This window comes from Thalassotalea sp. 1_MG-2023 (assembly GCF_030546745.1).
Taxonomy (GTDB): domain Bacteria; phylum Pseudomonadota; class Gammaproteobacteria; order Enterobacterales; family Alteromonadaceae; genus Thalassotalea_C.
Genome location: NZ_JAUOPD010000006.1, coordinates 181690 through 200147 on the forward strand (window position 1 = coordinate 181690; position 18458 = coordinate 200147).

Consider the following 18458-nt stretch of genomic DNA (forward strand, 5'->3'; position numbering starts at 1 on the left):
GTGTTATGCTCTAGCGCCAAAGATGGCAGTGCCAATTCTGACCATGGTTGAGCCATTAGATATCGCCTCACGTAAATCGCCAGACATACCCATTGATAATGTATCAACGGTGTTAAACCGTTGTTGAAGGGATTGAAACAGTGCAGACATTTTAGCAAAACTTTCTGCAGCGTTGTGTTTTTCGGGAATAGCCATTAAACCACGTAACGTTAAGTTATCTGCTGAGTCTACCAATTGTGCTAGCTCGTCTAACTCATTGACTTCAATGCCAGATTTAGAAGCCTCACCACTAATATTTACTTGTAAACAGACATTGAGCGGAGTATCTTGACTGCAACGTTGTTCGTTTAATCGTGTGATAATTTTCTTGCGATCTACACTTTGTACCCAAGAAAAGTGCTCTGCGATCAAACGAGTTTTATTTGACTGAATAGGGCCAATAAAGTGCCAACAAATATGCTCAAGATTAGAAAGCTGCTGTATTTTTTCAACGGCTTCTTGCAAATAGTTTTCACCAAAAGCTATTTGACCAGCATCGTAAGCTGCTTGCACCTGAGCGGCCGGTTTTGTTTTACTTACTGCCAACAGTTGAATAGCATTTCTTTGTCGTTTCGCTTGCTGACAAGCATCTGCAATTTGCAGTTCTACTTGAGCAAGATTATCTTTAATATGACTCATTACTTAAATTTTTTGCCATCTATGTGTTACCACATAAATGCCGTTGTTAACTATAAAAGAGGTTTTCATGGATATTACCGAATTACTCGCATTTAGCGTAGAAAATAATGCTTCGGATCTACATCTTTCTACGGGTGTTCCACCTTTAATTCGCGTGGATGGCGATGTACGTAAACTTAACATACCTGCCTTTGAAGCCAAAGACGTAAATGCTCTTGTTTATGACATTATGAACGATCGACAACGAAAAGAATACGAAGAAAATATGGAAGTCGATTTTTCTTTTGAAGTGCCTAATCTAGCGCGTTTTAGGGTTAATGCTTTTAATCAGAATCGTGGGCCGGCGGCAGTATTTCGTACTATCCCTAGTAAAGTATTATCGTTGGATGACTTAGGGTGTCCTGATATTTTCCGTACTATTTCAGAGAACCCTAGGGGGCTAGTATTAGTGACAGGGCCTACCGGTTCGGGTAAATCAACCACGTTAGCGGCGATGATTGATTACATCAACAATATGAAACATGATCATATTCTTACCATTGAAGATCCAATCGAATTTGTTCATGAGAACAAAATGTGTTTGATCAACCAACGTGAAGTGCATCGCGATACCTTAAGTTTCAACAATGCGTTGCGTTCAGCACTTCGTGAAGATCCTGATGTGATTTTGGTTGGTGAGATGCGTGATTTAGAAACCATACGCTTAGCGATGACCGCTGCAGAAACGGGTCATTTAGTGTTTGGTACTTTACATACCACCTCAGCACCTAAAACGATTGACCGTATTATTGATGTATTCCCTGCAGAAGAAAAATCAATGGTGCGTTCAATGTTGTCAGAGTCGTTGCGTGCGGTTATTTCTCAAACGCTAGTGAAGAAAGTTGGTGGCGGTCGTGTCGCTTCACATGAAATTATGATCGGCGTACCGGCGATACGTAACCTTATTCGTGAAGATAAAGTGGCGCAAATGTACTCTGCTATTCAAACGGGGATGCAGCATGGCATGCAAACCATGGATCAATGCTTACAAAACTTAGTAAATCGCGGTTTGATCACTAGACAAGATGCGATGGAAAAAGCGTCAGATAAAAATCAATTTCAAGGGTATTAGGAGTTAATCATGTTGAGATTTCATCAATACCTCGAAAAAATGGTGCAGCATGATGCATCCGATATGTTTGTTACTGCGAAGTTGCCGGTCAGCGCAAAGATCAATGGTGAATTAACGCCTATTGATGAAACGGCGTTAAGTCCAGAAGCGGCGTTAGAACTTGTTCATAACGCTATGAATGAAAAGCAAAAAGAGCAATTTGACCAAGAAAAGGAATGTAACTTTGCTATTTCAATCGATGATATAGGCCGATTTCGTGTTTCAGCATTTTGGCAACGTGATATGGCCGGTATGGTAATTCGTCGTATTGTGACTGAAATACCTGACTCTGACGATTTAGGCTTACCGTCAGTGCTCAAAGATGTAGTGATGTCTAAACGTGGTTTGGTGTTATTTGTCGGTGGTACGGGTACCGGTAAATCAACCTCAATGGCTGCGCTTATTGGTTATCGAAATCGCAACTCTCGTGGCCATATACTGACTATTGAAGATCCGGTGGAATTTGTTCATGAGCATGGTAAGTCAATGGTCACGCAACGAGAAGTTGGTTTAGATACAGAAAGCTTTGATGCGGCATTAAAAAGCTCTTTACGCCAAGCACCTGATGTTATTTTAATTGGTGAGATCAGAAGCCAAGAAATCATGGAACATGCGTTGGCGTTCGCGGAGACAGGTCACTTATGTATTGCAACCCTTCATGCGAATAATGCAAACCAAGCAATAGATCGTATTATGCATTTAGTGCCTGCGGATCAACACGGTAAATTACTGTTTGATTTGGCGTTAAATCTTCGCGGCATTATTGCTCAGCAATTAATTCCTACTCGTGATGGCAATGGCCGAGTTGCTGCAATCGAAATATTACTTAACTCACCCTATATTGCTGAATTAATCAAAAAAGGCGAAGTAGGTGATATTAAGGAAGTAATGGAGAAATCTACCGAACAAGGCATGCAAACCTTTGACCAAGCATTGTTTAATTTATATCAGCGTGGCTTGATTAATTACGCGGATGCTATTCATCATGCGGATTCACCAAATGATTTACGCTTAATGATTAAACTGCGTAGTAATGATCAAGGTGGTAGCGGTTCTTTGTCGGGGGTAACAATAGACGGTTTAGATCCAAAAGATTAAGTGAACCAATTTCTTCAAGATTGGCGTTGATAAGCTAGATATTTAACAGCGCCTTACTTTCTATTTGAATAGTTCATCTAAGGTGAATATTTCAAACGGCTCTTTTTGTTCTTTACTAACGTTTAGCATTTTTTTCGCCACTTGAGCGCCTTCAATAGGGCGATAACGTTTTAAAAATGGCAGCTTGCAGATGATGGGTAATAGGTAACTGCTAAGCACTTCGCCTAGCCTAAAATGATCCCGTTCACCGAGCAATAATGAAGGTTGTAAAATACTCATCCGCTGAAAACTTAACGGTTTAACTTTATCCTCTAGCTCACCTTTCATTTTGAAGTAAGCGCTGTTGGCGTTTTTATTTGCACCACTTGAAGAGACTAATACATAGTGTGCTACGCCATTTTCTGCAGCCATTTTTGCTGCTTGGTATTGGTAGTCAACATCAACCATTCGCTGCTTTTCTATTGAACCTGCTTGTTTTTTGGTGGTGCCTAAACAAGAGAAAAGTACATCACCAATAAAGTCGTTTTGATAGTTGCCTAGCTGATTAAAATCGATGACATGATTAACGAGTTTTTTACTTTTAGATTTTATAGGCTTGCGTGTAAATGCGATTATTTTGCTATATGTAGAATCAGCTAATAATTGAGTAAGCAAGTGTTGACCAATTAAGCCTGTTGCGCCAATAACAATTGCTGTTTTCATGGTTATTCGCCGTAAGTACTTTCAAAGTAGCTTTCAACAATTAAACGGGCAGATTCGGCATCAATATTGTCTTTTGATAAATTTCGATAACCACCGTGCTCAAATAAGTGTTGTTTAGCATCAGCAGTTGTTAACCGTTCATCAACAAACTCAATGGGTGTTTTGTAATCATGCGCTAAACGGTTGCCAAATTTTTTTGCATCAAAAGTAACCTGTTGAGGGGTTCCATCCATATTAAGCGGTAAACCTACCACAATTAAATCTGGCTGCCACTCATCGAAATAGCTTTTAAGCTGTTGTTGGTTGGGAATGCCATCTTTGGCTTTCACAGAGCCTAATGGCGAGGCAGTGCCGGTAATTGCTTGACCAACGGCAACACCAATATATTTTTTACCAAAATCAAAGCCAAGTATTGTTTTATGTGTGCTTTTGGTCACTATGCGTGTCCTATATCGCTAGATAAGTGCGCGATATCAATACCTAGTTTTTCGGTCGCTTTTTGCCAACGTTGTTCAATGGGAGTATCAAATAATATTTGGCTATCAGCTGGTGTTATTAACCAAGAATTCGCTTTTATTTCTTGCTCTAGTTGACCTGGCCCCCAACCAGCATAACCGAGTGTTACCATAAATTTATCAGGAGCATCATCACTGCCAAGTGCTTGTAATATATCTTTTGAGGTAGTGATCATTACGTCATCACTTAATGCTAACGAGCTACTCCAGCCCGATTGCGGACTGTGTAACACAAAACCTCTATCACGAGATACTGGCCCGCCGGTTAACACTTGTTGCGCAAGCTCGGGTAGCTTTTCATCGCCGTCTTCTTCAATTTGGGCCAGCAATTCATTTAACGTGATATTAATGGGTAAATTGATAATAATACCCATTGCACCGTCATCATTATGTTCGCATATGTAAGTCACCGTTTTGTTAAAATACGGATCATCTAAGCTTGGCATAGCAATTAATAAATGATTTTCTAAACTGTCCACTGGCCTACCTTCTTATTTAACGCTGTTCAATTAATGATTCAATAGCATCCATTAATTTACCACTGATATTAATAGGATATGCGGCTTCAATTTCACGAATACAAGTTGGGCTGGTAACATTTATTTCAGTGACTTTGTCACCAATAACGTCTAATCCTACAAAGTATAGACCACGTTTTTTAAGTTCTGGTGCAATTGTTTCTGCGATCAGCTTATCACTCGCTGATAATGGCCTTGCTTCACCCGTACCGCCAGCGGCTAAATTGCCACGAGTTTCACCTTTTGCAGGAATGCGTGCAAGGCAATAAGGCATTGGCTCGCCATTAACAATTAGAATACGTTTATCACCGTCTTTAATTTCCGGCATGTATTCTTGCACCATAGTATATTGCTCACCGTGGTTTGTCAGCGTTTCAATGATCACACCAACATTTGCCTCGTGTTCTTTCATGCGAAAGATTGAAGAGCCACCCATACCGTCGAGGGGTTTGATAATCACGTCTTTTTCTTGTTGATGAAAGTCACGAATTTGCTGACTATTTCGTGTTACTAAGGTTTTGGCGGTTAATTCAGGAAACCACGCAGTAAATAATTTTTCATTACAATCACGCAAGCTTTGTGGCTTATTAATAATTAACGTACCGCATTGCTCTGCACGTTCAAGCATGTAAGTTGCGTAAATATATTCGGTATCAAAAGGGGGATCTTTACGCATGATAACCGCATCTAGCTCTGTTAAAGCAATATCTTGTGATTCTGCTAAGTCATACCAGTGATCGGCATTATCATAGACAGTAACTTTACGGGCAAAGGCACGGCTTTCACCTTGCAGCATGTAAAGATCATTCATTTCAATATAAAAAAGTTCATACCCTCTAGCTTGCGCTTCAAACATCATTGCCATTGATGAATCTTTATGTACTTTTACTTGAGAAATAGGGTCCATAACGACACCTAGTTTAATAGCCATGATGTATTCCTGTTTAATTATTTAATATCGCCAAGGCGACATTGCAGTGCAGTAATTGCGGTTAACGCTGCGGTTTCTGTTCTTAATACTCTAGGACCGAGTAACACGTCATTAAATTCATGTTTTTTTGATTGTGCAATTTCTTCATCACTTAAGCCACCTTCGGGTCCTATCAGTAATCTAATACGATTATGCGATAAGGGTAACGCCATAATAGACTGTTCAGCTTTCGGGTGTAAATTTAGTTTTAGTGCAGAAGTAGATTGCATAAGCCATTGTTCAAGAGAGATTGCCGGTTTCACTATTGGTATTGTGCATCGTCCACTTTGTTCACAGGCACTGATAACAATTTTCTGCCACTGGTCACATTTTTTTTGTAACCGTTCACCTTTTAATTTAACGCCACAACGGTCAGTAAATAGTGGAGTAATTGTATTTACGCCAAGCTCAACTGACTTTTGCAACGTAAAGTCCATACGCTCACCGCGAGAAATACCTTGTCCTAGATGAATATTTAACGGTGATTCATTGTCTACCTCAGTAAATTCGCCAATCATCGCATTGGCCGACTTTTTACCTACGTCAGTTAAAACGGCTTGGAATTCGCCATAACTGTTATTAATCAATTGTCCGTTAAATAGGGTGATAGCATCACCGCTAGTTAGTCGTAATACTCTGATCGCATGGCCAAATGCGTCATCAGATAGGGTAACGGCTTCGCCTGTTGATAAAGGTTGATTTTCGAATATTCTCGGATTGCGCATGTCGTCTATCGATCATTTACTCAATACAGCCAAGATAGGGGTTAAGTTGATCTATTTCAATAAGTTCAATAAATTAATTCGTTATTATGGCTAGGGTCTGTTGATCTTTCGAGATTAAATTTTGTTTGAACTAAACGCGAAAGATCAACAGACCCTAACAAAGTGAAGTTAATAAGTCGGCTAATATTGCTTCTCACGATACATGCTATTTCTAATATTATTTGTTAGAATGCGCGCCGTTAATTGCGATGCCGTATAAACGTTAAGCAATTTATCGCCAAATTAGTGCCAGATTTGCGTTCTGGTCAAACTTAAATAGGTAGAAAATACATGCAAAATATTACTGTTTGCGCATTATACAAATTTGTGCGCCTCAACGATTTCGAATTGATCAAACAACCGCTATTAACTGTGATGCAAGAACATAATGTAAAAGGTACATTATTACTTGCTAATGAAGGGATTAATGGAACGGTAGCTGGCCCGCAAACAGGCATAGACGCTGTATTAGATTTCTTAGCAAAAGATGATCGCCTTGGTTGCGTTGATCATAAATTTTCATATGCAGATGAAAACCCTTTTCAACGTTCTAAGGTAAAACTGAAAAAAGAAATTGTTACGATGGGGGTAGAAGGCATAGATCCGACACTTACCGTAGGTACGTATGTTAAGCCTGATGAATGGAATGCTTTAATATCTGATCCAGAAGTATTACTAATTGATACACGTAACGACTACGAAGTTGAAATAGGTACTTTTGAAAATGCAATTAACCCAAATACAGAAACCTTCCGTGAATTCCCCGATTATGTTGAAAAGCATTTAGATAAAACCAAACATAAGAAAGTTGCTATGTTTTGTACTGGCGGTATTCGTTGTGAAAAGTCTACGGCTTACCTTAAAGAGCAAGGGTTTGATGACGTGTATCATCTTGAAGGTGGTATTTTAAAATACCTAGAAGAAGTACCAGAGCAAGAGTCTAAATGGCAAGGTGACTGTTTTGTTTTTGATGGACGAGTTGCGGTTACTCACGGTTTAGAACAAGGTCAATATGACCAATGTTTTGCTTGTCGTTACCCTATCACTGAAGAAGAAAAGCAAAGTGAGCACTATGTAAAAGGTGTAAGTTGCCCGAAATGCATTGATAAATATACCGCTGATCAGCGTGAGCGATTTGCTGAGCGAGAAAAACAAATTAATTTAGCGAAAGCGCGAGGCGAAACTCATATTGGCGGTGAGATAAAAGACGTAATAGAGCAACGTCGAAAAGAAAAACTAGCGGCTAAAAAGGCACAAGCCCAAAGTAAGTAAAACATAAAAGGGGTCAGGTACAATTATTAAGATAAATAATTGTACCTGACCCCTTTTATTATTTTTAGGTTATATACCTGCGGCGGCTTTTAGTGCTTGGGCTTTATCTGTTTTTTCCCAAGTAAAAGCAGTAAACGTTTCACCATCAACCGTCATTTCATAAGGTTCTCGGCCAAAGTGACCGTATGCGGCTGTTTGTTGATACATTGGGTGTAACAGGTCTAACATTTTGGTAATGCCGTAAGGGCGTAAATCAAAATGTTCACGAACAAGTTTAATTAATGTTTGTTCAGCAACTTTACCGGTACCAAAAGTATCAATAGAAATTGACGTTGGCTCTGCCACCCCAATGGCGTAAGACACTTGAATTTCACAACGATCTGCCAAGCCTGCAGCTACAATGTTCTTAGCTACATAACGACCAGCGTATGCGGCACTGCGATCAACCTTTGATGGATCTTTACCAGAGAATGCACCGCCACCATGGCGCGCCATGCCGCCATAGGTATCAACAATAATTTTACGACCAGTTAAGCCACAATCACCTACAGGACCACCAATAACGAAACGGCCCGTTGGATTAATAAAATACTTTGTTTCCTCTGTTAACCATTCAGCAGGTAAAACCGCTTTAATGATGTTTTCCATCACTGCTTCGTGTAGGTCTTCCTGCGAAATTTCTGGGTTATGCTGAGTAGATAAGACGACAGCATCAATTGCAACGGGTTTATCGTTTTCATACACAAAGGTAACTTGTGATTTAGCATCAGGACGTAACCATGGTAATACGCCAGACTTTCTAAGCTCAGCTTGTCGTTCAACTAATCGGTGCGAATAATAAAGAGGTGCAGGCATTAATGTTTCGGTTTCATTTGTTGCATAACCAAACATGAGACCTTGATCACCAGCACCTTGATCTTCTGGTTTTACACGATCAACACCTTGGGCAATTTCAGTTGATTGTTGACCTATAAGGTTCATAATGCCACATGTTTCACCATCAAAACCAACATCAGATGAGGTATAGCCAATATCGCAGATAACTTTACGTGTAAGGTCTTCTAAATCTACCCATGCAGAGGTTGAAATTTCACCAGAAATTATCGCAACACCTGTTTTAACCATCGTTTCACAGGCAACGCGTGCATGCTTATCTTTGGCAATAATGGCATCTAATACAGCGTCTGAAATTTGGTCAGCAATTTTATCAGGATGACCTTCTGAAACAGATTCAGATGTAAAATAATGTCTAGACATAAACCCTCAACAATTCAATTAATGGACAATCAGTCAACTTATAGGCGCATTGTAACCTCAGTAAAAATTATTTTCTACTTTTTTACGCCTAGACGTCTAAATGGCTTAAATTCTTTAGTTATATAAATGAAGTAAAGCGTAATTGTGTGGACCAAAGTGTCGATAAAAGTTGGTCATGATTTGTATTATGATGATTGCTATAAAATAAGGATTTACCACAACCATTTGATAAATTTACTATTTTATTTTTCTTTAACTGTCTTGATAGTTGCTCTGTTACCGGTTGTGCTGTTTCTAGAAGATGAACGTTGTTACCTACAATGTGTTTAATTTGTTTACTGACAAAAGGGTAATGTGTACAGCCGAGAACGAGTTGATCAATATTATTAGCTAATAATGGCGATAGAAATTGTGTTAATAACGCAAAACACTCGTGACTATCTTGTTGACCTGTTTCTATCATGTTGACCAAACCAGGACAGGGTTGAACAAAAATGCTAGCGCCATTTTTGTGCTGATTAATCAATGATAAAAAGCGTGGATTTTCAGCCGTAGCACTGGTTACCAGCACGCCAACTTTTTTATTCTTACTTAATGCGGCTGCTGGCTTAATGGCAGGTTCAACACCAATAATGGGGATGGACACTTTTGCTCGTAGTTGATCAATAGCATTGACTGTTGCGGTGTTACATGCAACAACTATGGCTTTACAGTGTTGTTCGATAAACCACTGTGCAATGGTATTAACGCGTTCAATAATCTTATCAAGCGGCTGCTCACCATAAGGAGCAAATTTTGAATCAGCCACGTAAATCAAATTTTCGCGTGGTAACTGTTCAGTAATGCATTTAGCAATCGATAAGCCACCGATGCCAGAGTCGAATATACCAATAGGAGAGTTATTTGATTGAGTTTGCAATTTGAACACTTAAAACAATGGCTAACAGTGCTGTTATAGGGATTTTTTCGTGAAATGTAAAGAATAACAGTATTAAGAATAAAGCTTCCAGAATGCAGTGGCCAACATTAGTCCTGAACACCGTGTGTTCAGGGCGGGAATCGTGCAATATCCGTAGGCTTCCCAATACGCGTTGGGCTTGCACAATAGATACTACTTAACTCCCTTAGGTAAAACTTATCGGCTCAGGGACATAGTTCGCACACTAACACCCCAGAAGACTTAAGCCTTAGTATAGCGAAAATAGCCGATAGCTTTAAGTTTTTTCGAAGCGAATTGGTTTAATTGGTTAGTGAGTAAGCTAACTGCTTATCAGTTAAGCAATTTCTATTCTTGTTCAATTGAACAAGGGTCGTAATCAGGGTTTTTAGACAGTAATTTGGCGTCTTTAATTAGCGCTTCCGCCGCTAGTTTCTCTGTACCTTGCTCCATCATGAAAAGCCAATCACGTAACAAATCTTCATCATGAAACGCGAGCATTGTTGCTTTGATAAACTCTTGATTTTGAAAAAACGCATTCTGTTCTTTAAATTCCTTTTGTAACTTCGTTACTCCATTTTGTTCTGATATTTTTTTATATACGTTAATTTGTAGCGCTATGCCTAATATATTATTTATATGCGTATCAGCAGTTTTTTCTACTAATTTACCTGCTGACAAGCATAAATCTACATACTCTTTATCGTCAGTGATGGCATTTTCGCAGAGTTCAATTATTGGGTAAATACTCGATGAGGGGTTTTGGAACGCTGTTAGCAATAATCGCTCTAAATCGGTAAAACTGCCGTGTAACAATAGGTTATTATCGATCAGCGTTTTAAATTCATAGGGTGGTTCATTATACGTTGTGCGGTTAATCGCTTTTCTTAAAAGCTGTTTGCTTTTACTGAAATCTTCTTGCTGATACCTTAATGCGGCTAGCTGCATTAAAACAGACGCGTATTTTCCTCCTATAGTTTCAGCTTTTTCATAAATAGCGTTATTACACAATGAGTCGTCTGAATTACGCAGGCACTCTGCTAGAATATTTTTTATAATGGTAGGAGAGGTTGGCATAATATTAAATAGTTTTTTAAGGCGCTCCACTCTTTTTATATTTCTTTTGCTTTTATTTAACAACAGATAACTCAGCTGATCGTCATGAATATCACTTTGCTCAATAACCTTAAGGTAGGTATTTAATTTTTTGTCTAATTTCTTTTGCTTTTTTTTAATGGATTCGTTGCTACATTCTTTTATATAATCATCCGGTAACGCATCACTACCTTGAATAGATGCTATTTGAACGGGAGAGTGAGCGCGCAGAGGTATATCTTCAACTTTATCTGACGTTAGGTTCGACGTGTTACCTTTCGGTATTTCGCTCTTTGCCGTAGCTGGCGAGTCGGGTATTGATGTTATTGAGGATGTAATCGAGCTAAAATAAACAACAAATAGTCCGACAACGATAACAAACAGCAAGATTAGCGCTTTTCGTTTATGCATATCCATTGCACCGTGTGTTGGTTAGGCTTGTTTTTCTTGTCGATGAACGGCTTGTTCAATAGTTTGTTGTAATAGGTCTATTTTACTTTCAAGTTGCTGTTTTTCAGCTTTAAAGGCTTGTTGCTGCTCTAAATAATCGTTTGCTAAGTTTAACGATGCCATTAACATGGCTTGTTCAGCCGTTTTAATAACCTTAACGTTGCTTTTATCAGTTTCTAACCGACTATTTAATTCATTTGCTGCCTGCAACAACGCAGACTCTTGACCTTGCGGGCAAGCAATCTTTAAGCGGCGTCCTGCCACTTCAATGGTGACGTTATGTTGACTCATCGAGGCACTTCTATTAATTATTGTCAGTAAAATTAGCTAGTTGATTGTTTAATAAACAATTTAAACTACAACGTGATTGCAAACTATAACGGTCGGCGATCACAGATGCAAGCAGTTATCTTGTCTTTCTATTATTCCAATATAGCGTTGCATTAAGAACAGCAATTTTAGTGCTAAATGTAAGCTTTATTCATGAAAAAAACATCGTACAAAGGCATGCCCATGCTAGCTTACAAGCCACGGCAATGTTACGATATTAAGCAATTAGTTTTGGAAATTTTTATATGTCACTCAATAACTCTTTGGACTTTGCAAGTACGCAAGCCACTATTACTGCTGAAAGTGCAGAACTACATGCCTCTGAATTGCATGGAATGTTAACGGGCCTTATTTGTGGTGGTTATTCTTTTGAAAGTAACGATTACACGACATTAATCGAAGATATGTATAACAATGGCGAGTCGTTATCTGGTGCTGTTCGCATTACATTAAAACTTATTTTTAGTAATGTATGGCAAAGTTTGCTTGATGATACTTACGGGTTCACCCCCATGTTGCCCGACGATGACGATTCAATGCGCGAACGTGGTTTTGCATTAAGTGCATGGGTGCAAGGGTTTAATTTGGGCTTTGGGTTACAGCAAAAAAGTAACGCAGTGTTATCTGACGATGTGAAAGAAGTACTCAATGATTTTGCTGAAATTGCTAATTTATCAGACGAAATAGATGAAGATGAAGCTACAGAGCAAGCGTATTTTGAAATATCAGAATACGTTCGAATTTCTGCTCTATTATGTTTTACTGAATTAGGTACACCACCGGAACCTAAAGATACCTCAGAAACTGTACATTAATCATGAAGCACACCTTAATGCCAACAAGTGAATTTAAGGCACGTAGAGCCTTATTTGCTGAGCAACTGCCTGATAACTCAATTACTTTAGTGTTTGCAGGACAAGAAGTTACACGTAGTAATGATACGGAGTATTTGTTTTGCCAAGATAAATCATTTTTTTATTTAACAGGCTTTCCTGAGCCTGATGCGGTATTAATGATTGAAAAAGTAAACGGTAGCGTGTCATCCACTTTATTTTGTTTAGCTAAAGACCCATTTGCCGAAGTTTGGCATGGCAAGCGTATTGGTTGCGAAGTAGCAAAAGAGCAATTTGGTTTTGATACCGCGTACAGTTTAGATGATATAGACAGTGTTGTTGAAGATGCTTTAGCGAACAAACATTCGCTTTGCTACTGTCAAGGGCATAACCCTCAACATGATGATCAAGTTTATACTTGGTTAGCACAAGTGAAAGCCAAGGTGCGCCAAGGCATTAGTGCGCCCAACTCTTTGGTAAATTGCCAGCCTATCATTGAGGAATTACGCCTTATCAAAAGCGATGCTGAGCTTGATGTCATGCGTAAAGTGAGCATCATCAGTGGTGGAGCGCATCTACGCGCGATGGAGAAAACTCAAGTAGGTATGTTTGAATACCAAATAGAAGCTGAGCTGTTACATGAGTTTGCTCGTAATGGTGCGCGTTTTGCGGCTTATAATTCAATTGTTGCTGGTGGAAACAATGCGAATACTTTGCACTACACCGATAATAGCGGCATGTTAAAAGACGGTGATTTGTTATTAATTGATGCTGGCGGTGAACTGGCCGGTTATGCGGCTGATATTACCCGAACATTCCCTATTAATGGAAAGTTTACTCCTGAACAGAGAACGCTTTATCAACTGGTGCTTGATGCACAAATGGCGGCAATTAATGCTATTAAACCTGGCGCGAATTTGGGCCAGTTAAATGATATTTGTCAGCACATTCTCACCGAAGGTTTGCTTAACTTAGGTATCTTAAAAGGCGATTTATCACAATTGATCGCTGATAAAGCCTGTAAACAATATTTTATTCATGGTTTAGGGCATTGGCTAGGGTTAGATGTGCACGATGTAGGTGATTATCAGATGAAAGATAAACGCCAAACACGCTCGTTTCAGCCTGGTATGGTGATGACGATTGAACCGGGCTTGTATATTCCTGCTGGTGATCAAAACGTTGACCAAAAGTGGCGCGGCCTTGGTATTCGCATTGAAGATAATATTGTCGTGACTGAGCAAGGTTTTGAAAATTTAAGTGAGCAGGTGCCAAAAAGTGTTGATGACATTGAACGTACAATGCAAAACGCTAAACGTTAAGCAAAAACACCATATTCAGTAAGCAAATTCGTAACGGAATTATTCGTGGTAAATAATAAACAACAAGTTGATGTATTGATTGTGGGCGGCGGCTTAGCAGGCTGCTTGTCTGCGTTAGCATTATCAAGGTTAAAAACACCATCAGGAAAACCACTTACGATTGCGATTATTGAAGCAAGTGATGTTCATACGAATTCAAATCAAGAAAAATCGGCATTACACTTTGATTCACGCGTATTGGCGCTTTCGCACGGTAGTGCTAGCTATTTAAAAACCTTGGATGTGTGGCAAGCAATACAATCACAAGCCGCTGCCATCGATACTATTCATATTTCTGATCACGGTCATTATGGTAAAGCCCGTATTTATGCGCATGAACACCAGGTTAACGCATTAGGCTATGTTATTGAAATGGCAACACTTGGAGAAGGGCTAGTTAAGGCGTTGGGAAACGCTGAGAATGTTTCTTGGTTTGCACCAAATAAAGTTGAGAATATTCACTGGCATTCTACTCATGTAGATGTACAACTAGATGATCAGCAATTATTACAGGCCGCATTAATATTAGGCTGTGATGGTGGCCAATCGAAATGCCGCAAATTTGCAAATATTGATGTCGTAACGAAAAGTTATCAGCAAACAGCAATTATCGCGAACGTTCGGTTTGAAAAACCACATCAGCATATTGCCTATGAACGATTTACTGAACATGGTCCTTTAGCGATTCTCCCTTTAACTGACCAAGATAATAACGGTCAAAAATGTTCACTTGTTTGGACCACAACCCCAGAGCATGCAGATTATTTATCGCAATTACCTAACGAAGGTTTTGCTGAGCAATTAAACCAAACGTTTGGTCATTGGTTAGGTAGTGTTGAACACGTAGGAAAGCGCGAAAGCTACCCACTTGATTTAGTCAAAGCTAATGAACAAGTGTTTCACCGTATGGTTTTAGTGGGTAATGCGTCACATACTATTCATCCTATTGCTGGCCAAGGATTCAACTTAGGGTTACGCGATGTTAGTGAATTGGCTGATATGATTGCTGAACAATTAGTTAAAAATGAAGATATTGCGACGTTTTCAAAGCTAAGCCAGTATGCGGTTAAGCGTTCTAAAGATCATCAGCAAATTATTGGTTTAACAGATTCGCTAGTTACACTTTTTTCCAATAAACACGCGCCACTTATTGTTGGGCGTAATGTTGGCCTTAAAGTGTTAAATTATTGTCAAAGCTTAAAAAATAGCTTTGTTAGCAAAACAATGGGCTATTAGTCGAAGTGTTAATAGTCGAATTAGGATGATTACTGCTTAATCATTCATAGGTTGATAAAATTATGCAAAAGTTTGATGTATTAATTGTTGGTGGTGGCATGGTGGGGTTAGCTACTGCACTCGCGATACGCCATTTAAGTGCGTTAACCGTCGCGATTGTGGATACGCAAAATGTGCCGAATATTACAGAAACACCTGATATTCGAGTGAGTGCTATAAATGCCGCAAGTAAACAGTTATTCGAACATTTAGGTGTTTGGCATCAAATAACGACATTAAGACATCAACCCTACCAAGCAATGCATATTTGGGACAGTGGTGGATTTGGTCAGCTTGATTTTAACCTGCAAGATATCAGTACTCGTGATCATAGTGGCCAGCTTGGCTGGATTATTGAGAACAATATTGTACGCTCAGCGCTATGGCAAAAAGCACAGCAAGATAATGGCATTGCGTTTTTTACTGAAGAGAAACTTACCCATATTACTCAAGGTGAAACTGAAGTATTTGCCACATTTGCTAGCCAAGCACCAATTATGGCTAACTTAGTCATTGGTGCCGATGGTGCAAACTCTTGGGTGAGAGCACAAGCCAAAATTCCTTTGACGTTTCGAGATTACGACCATCATGCTATTGTTGCGACCGTTGCATGCGAGCAAGGTCATCAAAATACGGCATGGCAAGTATTTTTGCCTACTGGGCCGCTGGCTTTTTTACCCCTGCAAAGTGATGGTAATAACCTCTGTTCTATTGTGTGGTCTACTAGTCCAGAGCAAGCAAACCGATTAACACAACTAGATGAACAAGCCTTTAATCAAGCACTAACAGCTGTGAGTGATGGAAAGCTAGGAGTTGTTTCGTTGCAAAGTAAGCGTCAAGCATTTCCGTTAAGAATGCGTTATGCACAACAGTTTGTTAGCGAACGCTTTGTACTAGTAGGAGACGCGGCACATACTATTCACCCGCTAGCCGGTCAAGGGGTTAATTTAGGCTTGAAAGACGCGGCAGCGTTAGCGCAATTGTTGGCTGAAGGTTCAACGTCTGTTAATTGTTCTAAATTACTTAGTCAGTATCAGCGCTGGCGTAAAGCTGATGCAATAGACATGATTGCGGCAATGGAAGGGATCAAACAAGCATTTGCCCCACAACAAGTACCTATTGCCTTGGCACGCGGTATGGGGCTGTCTGTGCTAAATAAACTAAAACCGATGAAAGCGTCATTAATAAAGCAAGCGATGGGCAATAATGGCCACTTACCTCATCTTATGAAAAATTAGTGATAATGGTTGCTTATCGAGCATTGACAGTATTTACCAAAAATGAAGAAGAGCTTTGTTTGATCACGCTGCGAATAAAATCGGGCAAATAATCACTTTGTCTAATGTAGTCGTCAATATCGAACTTTTCATTTTCAGGTTGTTTAACAAATTGTACTTCACTGGCATCGACTATTTTTTCAATAATATGTTCAGGAATCGCTAATCGCGTGGCTAGCATGATCAAATTAGTTGCTCTATTTGCATGAATATCTCTTAGAAAAAAAATATCGTAAGTCACACCAGTGTCATTAATTCTTGCACTGTTAATTAAATATTCAGCGGCTGCAATTGCGACAAAGGTAAATTTAGTGCGTTTATCAATACTTGCATTCAATTGAATAACCACTTTTTGTTCTTTATCAACAGCGATACGGCAAAGATCGCTCAGTTCAGGGGTAATTTTTAAGGTTAAATTTAGTGATCGGCATATTTGTTTTAAGTCAACGGTGTCGCCAATTGTGGCGTTTGATATTAATTGTTGTGGATTATATCGACTCAATTTTTTACTCTTTATTTCATACAGTTGTTGCTTAAATTCATCATAGCAGATGAATGGAATTTTGTTTGATTAGAATACCTATGAATTTAAATCAGAACAATCCTGTTTAGAACGCTATAAATAGAATTTAATTTTTAATTGTTACGGTACTAGAAATTTAATATTGATTATGATGTTAAAGTGGTTTTTTATTTGATTAACCTCCCTTTATTTGTTGAATACCTGTTAACCGATCGCTATAATTGCGCGCAAATTTTGATAAAACACCTATGCTATTTTTTAAGCATAATGGTTATACAGCAAGCAACAATTGGAAGATAAACATGACCAATAAAACGGTATTACATGCTAAGCACCTTGAAGCAGGCGCAAAAATGGTTGATTTTCACGGTTGGGAAATGCCAATCAACTATGGTTCTCAAATTGAAGAACACCACGCAGTACGAAAAGATGCGGGTATGTTTGATGTATCTCACATGACAATTGTTGATATTCAAGGTGCTGATGCAAAAGCATACTTGCAACGTTTAGTGATAAACGATGTTGCAAAACTTGAAGTAGCGGGCAAAGCGCTATATACCGGTATGTGTAACGATGAAGGTGGTGTCATTGATGATTTGATCATTTATCACTTTACGAGCACTGATTACCGTTTAGTGGTTAACTCAGCGACACGTGAGAAAGATTTAGCCTGGATGACAAAACAAGCTACTGGTTTTGATATTACCATTACCGAACGTCCTGAATACGGCATGATTGCAGTACAAGGGCCAGAAGCAAAAGCGAAAGTGGCTTCAATTTTATCAACTGAACAAAATCAAGCAATTGAGGGCATGAAACCATTCTTTGGTGTTCAGGCGGGTGATTTATTTATTGCAACGACAGGTTACACTGGCGAAAGTGGTTATGAAATTGTAGTGCCAGAAGCTGCAACGGCTGACTTATGGCAACAACTTGTAGATGCAGGCGTAGCTCCTTGTGGTTTAGGTGCACGTGACACATTGCGTTTAGAAGCAGGCATGAACCTATATGGCTTAGATATGGACGAGACAGTATCTCCATTAGCAGCAAACATGGCATGGACAATTTCATGGGAGCCATCAGAGCGCAACTTTATTGGTCGTGATGTATTAGCGGCACAACGTGAAGCTGGTGATCAACCGAAATTAGTTGGTTTAGTGATGACAGAAAAAGGTGTGTTACGCACTGGCCTTAAAGTAGTAACCGAAGCCGGCGAAGGCGTTATCACGTCAGGTACATTTTCTCCAACATTACAACATTCTATTGCTATGGCGCGCGTTCCTCGCAGCGTAAAAGTTGGTGATGTTGTTGAAGTAGAAATGCGCAAAAAGTTAGTGAGCGTAAAAGTGGTTAAACCAAGCTTTGTTCGTAACGGCAAAAGCCAATTAGATTAAATTTTTATGCTACTCTATAGTCTTAAATAGACTGAGTAGTCGAACAGATATATAACAAT

At 39.2% G+C, this 18458-nt stretch carries 19 protein-coding genes and 1 other RNA gene; 8 read left to right on the forward strand and 12 right to left on the reverse strand.

The genetic code is table 11. The features are described 5' to 3' along the window. Nucleotides 1-3: 3 nt before the first annotated feature. The gene (locus Q4489_RS07130) at nt 4-678 is read right to left on the reverse strand and encodes a YggS family pyridoxal phosphate-dependent enzyme (RefSeq protein WP_303478454.1); all 675 of its coding nucleotides are present in this window, start codon (nt 676-678) and stop codon (nt 4-6) included. Nucleotides 679-745: 67 nt separating this feature from the next. Between Q4489_RS07130 and Q4489_RS07135 the strand changes: the two genes are divergently transcribed. Further along, the gene (locus Q4489_RS07135; RefSeq protein WP_074498387.1) at nt 746-1789 is read left to right on the forward strand and encodes a type IV pilus twitching motility protein PilT; all 1044 of its coding nucleotides are present in this window, start codon (nt 746-748) and stop codon (nt 1787-1789) included. 9 nt (nt 1790-1798) lie between these two features. After that, nucleotides 1799-2926: a PilT/PilU family type 4a pilus ATPase gene (locus Q4489_RS07140; protein ID WP_175573100.1), complete on the forward strand. Its 1128-nt coding sequence runs from the start codon at nt 1799-1801 to the stop codon at nt 2924-2926. Between the two features lie 60 nt (nt 2927-2986). On the opposite strand, the gene Q4489_RS07145 is transcribed toward Q4489_RS07140, so the two are convergent. Genes Q4489_RS07145 through rsmE form a run of 5 tightly spaced genes read right to left on the reverse strand, consistent with a single transcriptional unit; the run spans nt 2987 to nt 6356 of the window. Continuing rightward, nucleotides 2987-3628, reverse strand: coding sequence for an NAD(P)H-binding protein (locus Q4489_RS07145; RefSeq protein WP_303478455.1), 642 nt, complete (start codon nt 3626-3628; stop codon nt 2987-2989). Nucleotides 3629-3630: 2 nt separating this feature from the next. Then, nucleotides 3631-4065, reverse strand: coding sequence for a Holliday junction resolvase RuvX (ruvX, locus tag Q4489_RS07150; protein ID WP_303478456.1), 435 nt, complete (start codon nt 4063-4065; stop codon nt 3631-3633). Continuing rightward, the gene (locus Q4489_RS07155) at nt 4065-4622 is read right to left on the reverse strand and encodes a YqgE/AlgH family protein (protein ID WP_303478457.1); all 558 of its coding nucleotides are present in this window, start codon (nt 4620-4622) and stop codon (nt 4065-4067) included. The genes ruvX and Q4489_RS07155 overlap by 1 nt, the downstream gene beginning before the upstream one ends. Nucleotides 4623-4638: 16 nt before the next feature. Next, a complete protein-coding gene (gene gshB / locus Q4489_RS07160) occupies nt 4639-5592 on the reverse strand; it encodes a glutathione synthase (protein WP_303478459.1) in 954 nt (317 codons plus the stop codon). Nucleotides 5593-5609: 17 nt separating this feature from the next. Then, nucleotides 5610-6356, reverse strand: coding sequence for a 16S rRNA (uracil(1498)-N(3))-methyltransferase (rsmE, locus tag Q4489_RS07165; protein WP_303478460.1), 747 nt, complete (start codon nt 6354-6356; stop codon nt 5610-5612). A gap of 330 nt (nt 6357-6686) precedes the next feature. Here rsmE and Q4489_RS07170 point away from each other — a divergent pair, with 330 nt between their 5' ends. Next, nucleotides 6687-7667: a rhodanese-related sulfurtransferase gene (locus tag Q4489_RS07170; RefSeq protein ID WP_303478461.1), complete on the forward strand. Its 981-nt coding sequence runs from the start codon at nt 6687-6689 to the stop codon at nt 7665-7667. Nucleotides 7668-7736: 69 nt separating this feature from the next. On the opposite strand, the gene metK is transcribed toward Q4489_RS07170, so the two are convergent. The 5 genes from metK to Q4489_RS07195 all read right to left on the reverse strand — a co-directional run bounded on the left by metK (nt 7737) and on the right by Q4489_RS07195 (nt 11697). Then, complete coding sequence (gene metK / locus Q4489_RS07175; RefSeq protein WP_303478462.1) at nt 7737-8924, reverse strand: methionine adenosyltransferase; 1188 nt, start codon at nt 8922-8924, stop codon at nt 7737-7739. A gap of 118 nt (nt 8925-9042) precedes the next feature. Further along, the gene (gene murI, locus Q4489_RS07180; protein ID WP_303478463.1) at nt 9043-9843 is read right to left on the reverse strand and encodes a glutamate racemase; all 801 of its coding nucleotides are present in this window, start codon (nt 9841-9843) and stop codon (nt 9043-9045) included. 80 nt (nt 9844-9923) lie between these two features. Further along, nucleotides 9924-10105: non-coding RNA, 6S RNA (gene ssrS / locus Q4489_RS07185), on the reverse strand. Between the two features lie 104 nt (nt 10106-10209). Further along, nucleotides 10210-11367 (reverse strand): hypothetical protein, encoded by a 1158-nt coding sequence (locus Q4489_RS07190; RefSeq protein ID WP_303478464.1) that lies wholly within the window; start codon nt 11365-11367, stop codon nt 10210-10212. Nucleotides 11368-11388: 21 nt separating this feature from the next. Further along, nucleotides 11389-11697 carry a cell division protein ZapA gene (locus tag Q4489_RS07195; protein ID WP_303478465.1) on the reverse strand — a complete coding sequence of 103 codons (309 nt, stop codon included), beginning with the start codon at nt 11695-11697 and terminating at the stop codon, nt 11389-11391. Between the two features lie 284 nt (nt 11698-11981). Between Q4489_RS07195 and Q4489_RS07200 the strand changes: the two genes are divergently transcribed. From Q4489_RS07200 to Q4489_RS07215, 4 genes are all read left to right on the forward strand, one after another. Further along, on the forward strand, nt 11982-12551 hold the full coding sequence (locus Q4489_RS07200) for a UPF0149 family protein (protein ID WP_303478466.1): 570 nt from the start codon (nt 11982-11984) through the stop codon (nt 12549-12551). A gap of 2 nt (nt 12552-12553) precedes the next feature. Beyond that, nucleotides 12554-13891 (forward strand): Xaa-Pro aminopeptidase, encoded by a 1338-nt coding sequence (pepP, locus tag Q4489_RS07205; protein WP_303478467.1) that lies wholly within the window; start codon nt 12554-12556, stop codon nt 13889-13891. Nucleotides 13892-13936: 45 nt separating this feature from the next. Further along, nucleotides 13937-15166, forward strand: a complete 1230-nt coding sequence (gene ubiH, locus Q4489_RS07210) for a 2-octaprenyl-6-methoxyphenyl hydroxylase (RefSeq protein ID WP_303478468.1) — start codon at nt 13937-13939, stop codon at nt 15164-15166. A 62-nt stretch (nt 15167-15228) separates the two neighbouring features. Then, a complete protein-coding gene (locus Q4489_RS07215) occupies nt 15229-16443 on the forward strand; it encodes a UbiH/UbiF/VisC/COQ6 family ubiquinone biosynthesis hydroxylase (protein WP_303478470.1) in 1215 nt (404 codons plus the stop codon). 13 nt (nt 16444-16456) lie between these two features. Here the strand turns inward: Q4489_RS07215 and Q4489_RS07220 are convergent, their stop codons facing one another. Then, on the reverse strand, nt 16457-16984 hold the full coding sequence (locus tag Q4489_RS07220; protein WP_303478471.1) for a hypothetical protein: 528 nt from the start codon (nt 16982-16984) through the stop codon (nt 16457-16459). A 323-nt stretch (nt 16985-17307) separates the two neighbouring features. Here Q4489_RS07220 and gcvT point away from each other — a divergent pair, with 323 nt between their 5' ends. Then, the gene (gene gcvT, locus Q4489_RS07225; protein ID WP_303478473.1) at nt 17308-18399 is read left to right on the forward strand and encodes a glycine cleavage system aminomethyltransferase GcvT; all 1092 of its coding nucleotides are present in this window, start codon (nt 17308-17310) and stop codon (nt 18397-18399) included. The last annotated feature ends 59 nt before the right edge of the window (nt 18400-18458 follow it).

Coding starts and splice junctions, on each gene's coding strand:
- Q4489_RS07145 (WP_303478455.1), bottom strand. CDS start 3,628: ATGAAAACAGCAATTGTTATTGGCGCAACAGGCTTAATTGGTCAACAC.
- Q4489_RS07215 (WP_303478470.1), top strand. CDS start 15,229: ATGCAAAAGTTTGATGTATTAATTGTTGGTGGTGGCATGGTGGGGTTA.
- pepP (WP_303478467.1), top strand. CDS start 12,554: ATGAAGCACACCTTAATGCCAACAAGTGAATTTAAGGCACGTAGAGCC.
- Q4489_RS07140 (WP_175573100.1), top strand. CDS start 1,799: ATGTTGAGATTTCATCAATACCTCGAAAAAATGGTGCAGCATGATGCA.
- gshB (WP_303478459.1), bottom strand. CDS start 5,592: ATGGCTATTAAACTAGGTGTCGTTATGGACCCTATTTCTCAAGTAAAA.
- rsmE (WP_303478460.1), bottom strand. CDS start 6,356: ATGCGCAATCCGAGAATATTCGAAAATCAACCTTTATCAACAGGCGAA.
- Q4489_RS07195 (WP_303478465.1), bottom strand. CDS start 11,697: ATGAGTCAACATAACGTCACCATTGAAGTGGCAGGACGCCGCTTAAAG.
- metK (WP_303478462.1), bottom strand. CDS start 8,924: ATGTCTAGACATTATTTTACATCTGAATCTGTTTCAGAAGGTCATCCT.
- Q4489_RS07200 (WP_303478466.1), top strand. CDS start 11,982: ATGTCACTCAATAACTCTTTGGACTTTGCAAGTACGCAAGCCACTATT.
- Q4489_RS07130 (WP_303478454.1), bottom strand. CDS start 678: ATGAGTCATATTAAAGATAATCTTGCTCAAGTAGAACTGCAAATTGCA.
- Q4489_RS07190 (WP_303478464.1), bottom strand. CDS start 11,367: ATGCATAAACGAAAAGCGCTAATCTTGCTGTTTGTTATCGTTGTCGGA.
- gcvT (WP_303478473.1), top strand. CDS start 17,308: ATGACCAATAAAACGGTATTACATGCTAAGCACCTTGAAGCAGGCGCA.
- Q4489_RS07170 (WP_303478461.1), top strand. CDS start 6,687: ATGCAAAATATTACTGTTTGCGCATTATACAAATTTGTGCGCCTCAAC.
- Q4489_RS07135 (WP_074498387.1), top strand. CDS start 746: ATGGATATTACCGAATTACTCGCATTTAGCGTAGAAAATAATGCTTCG.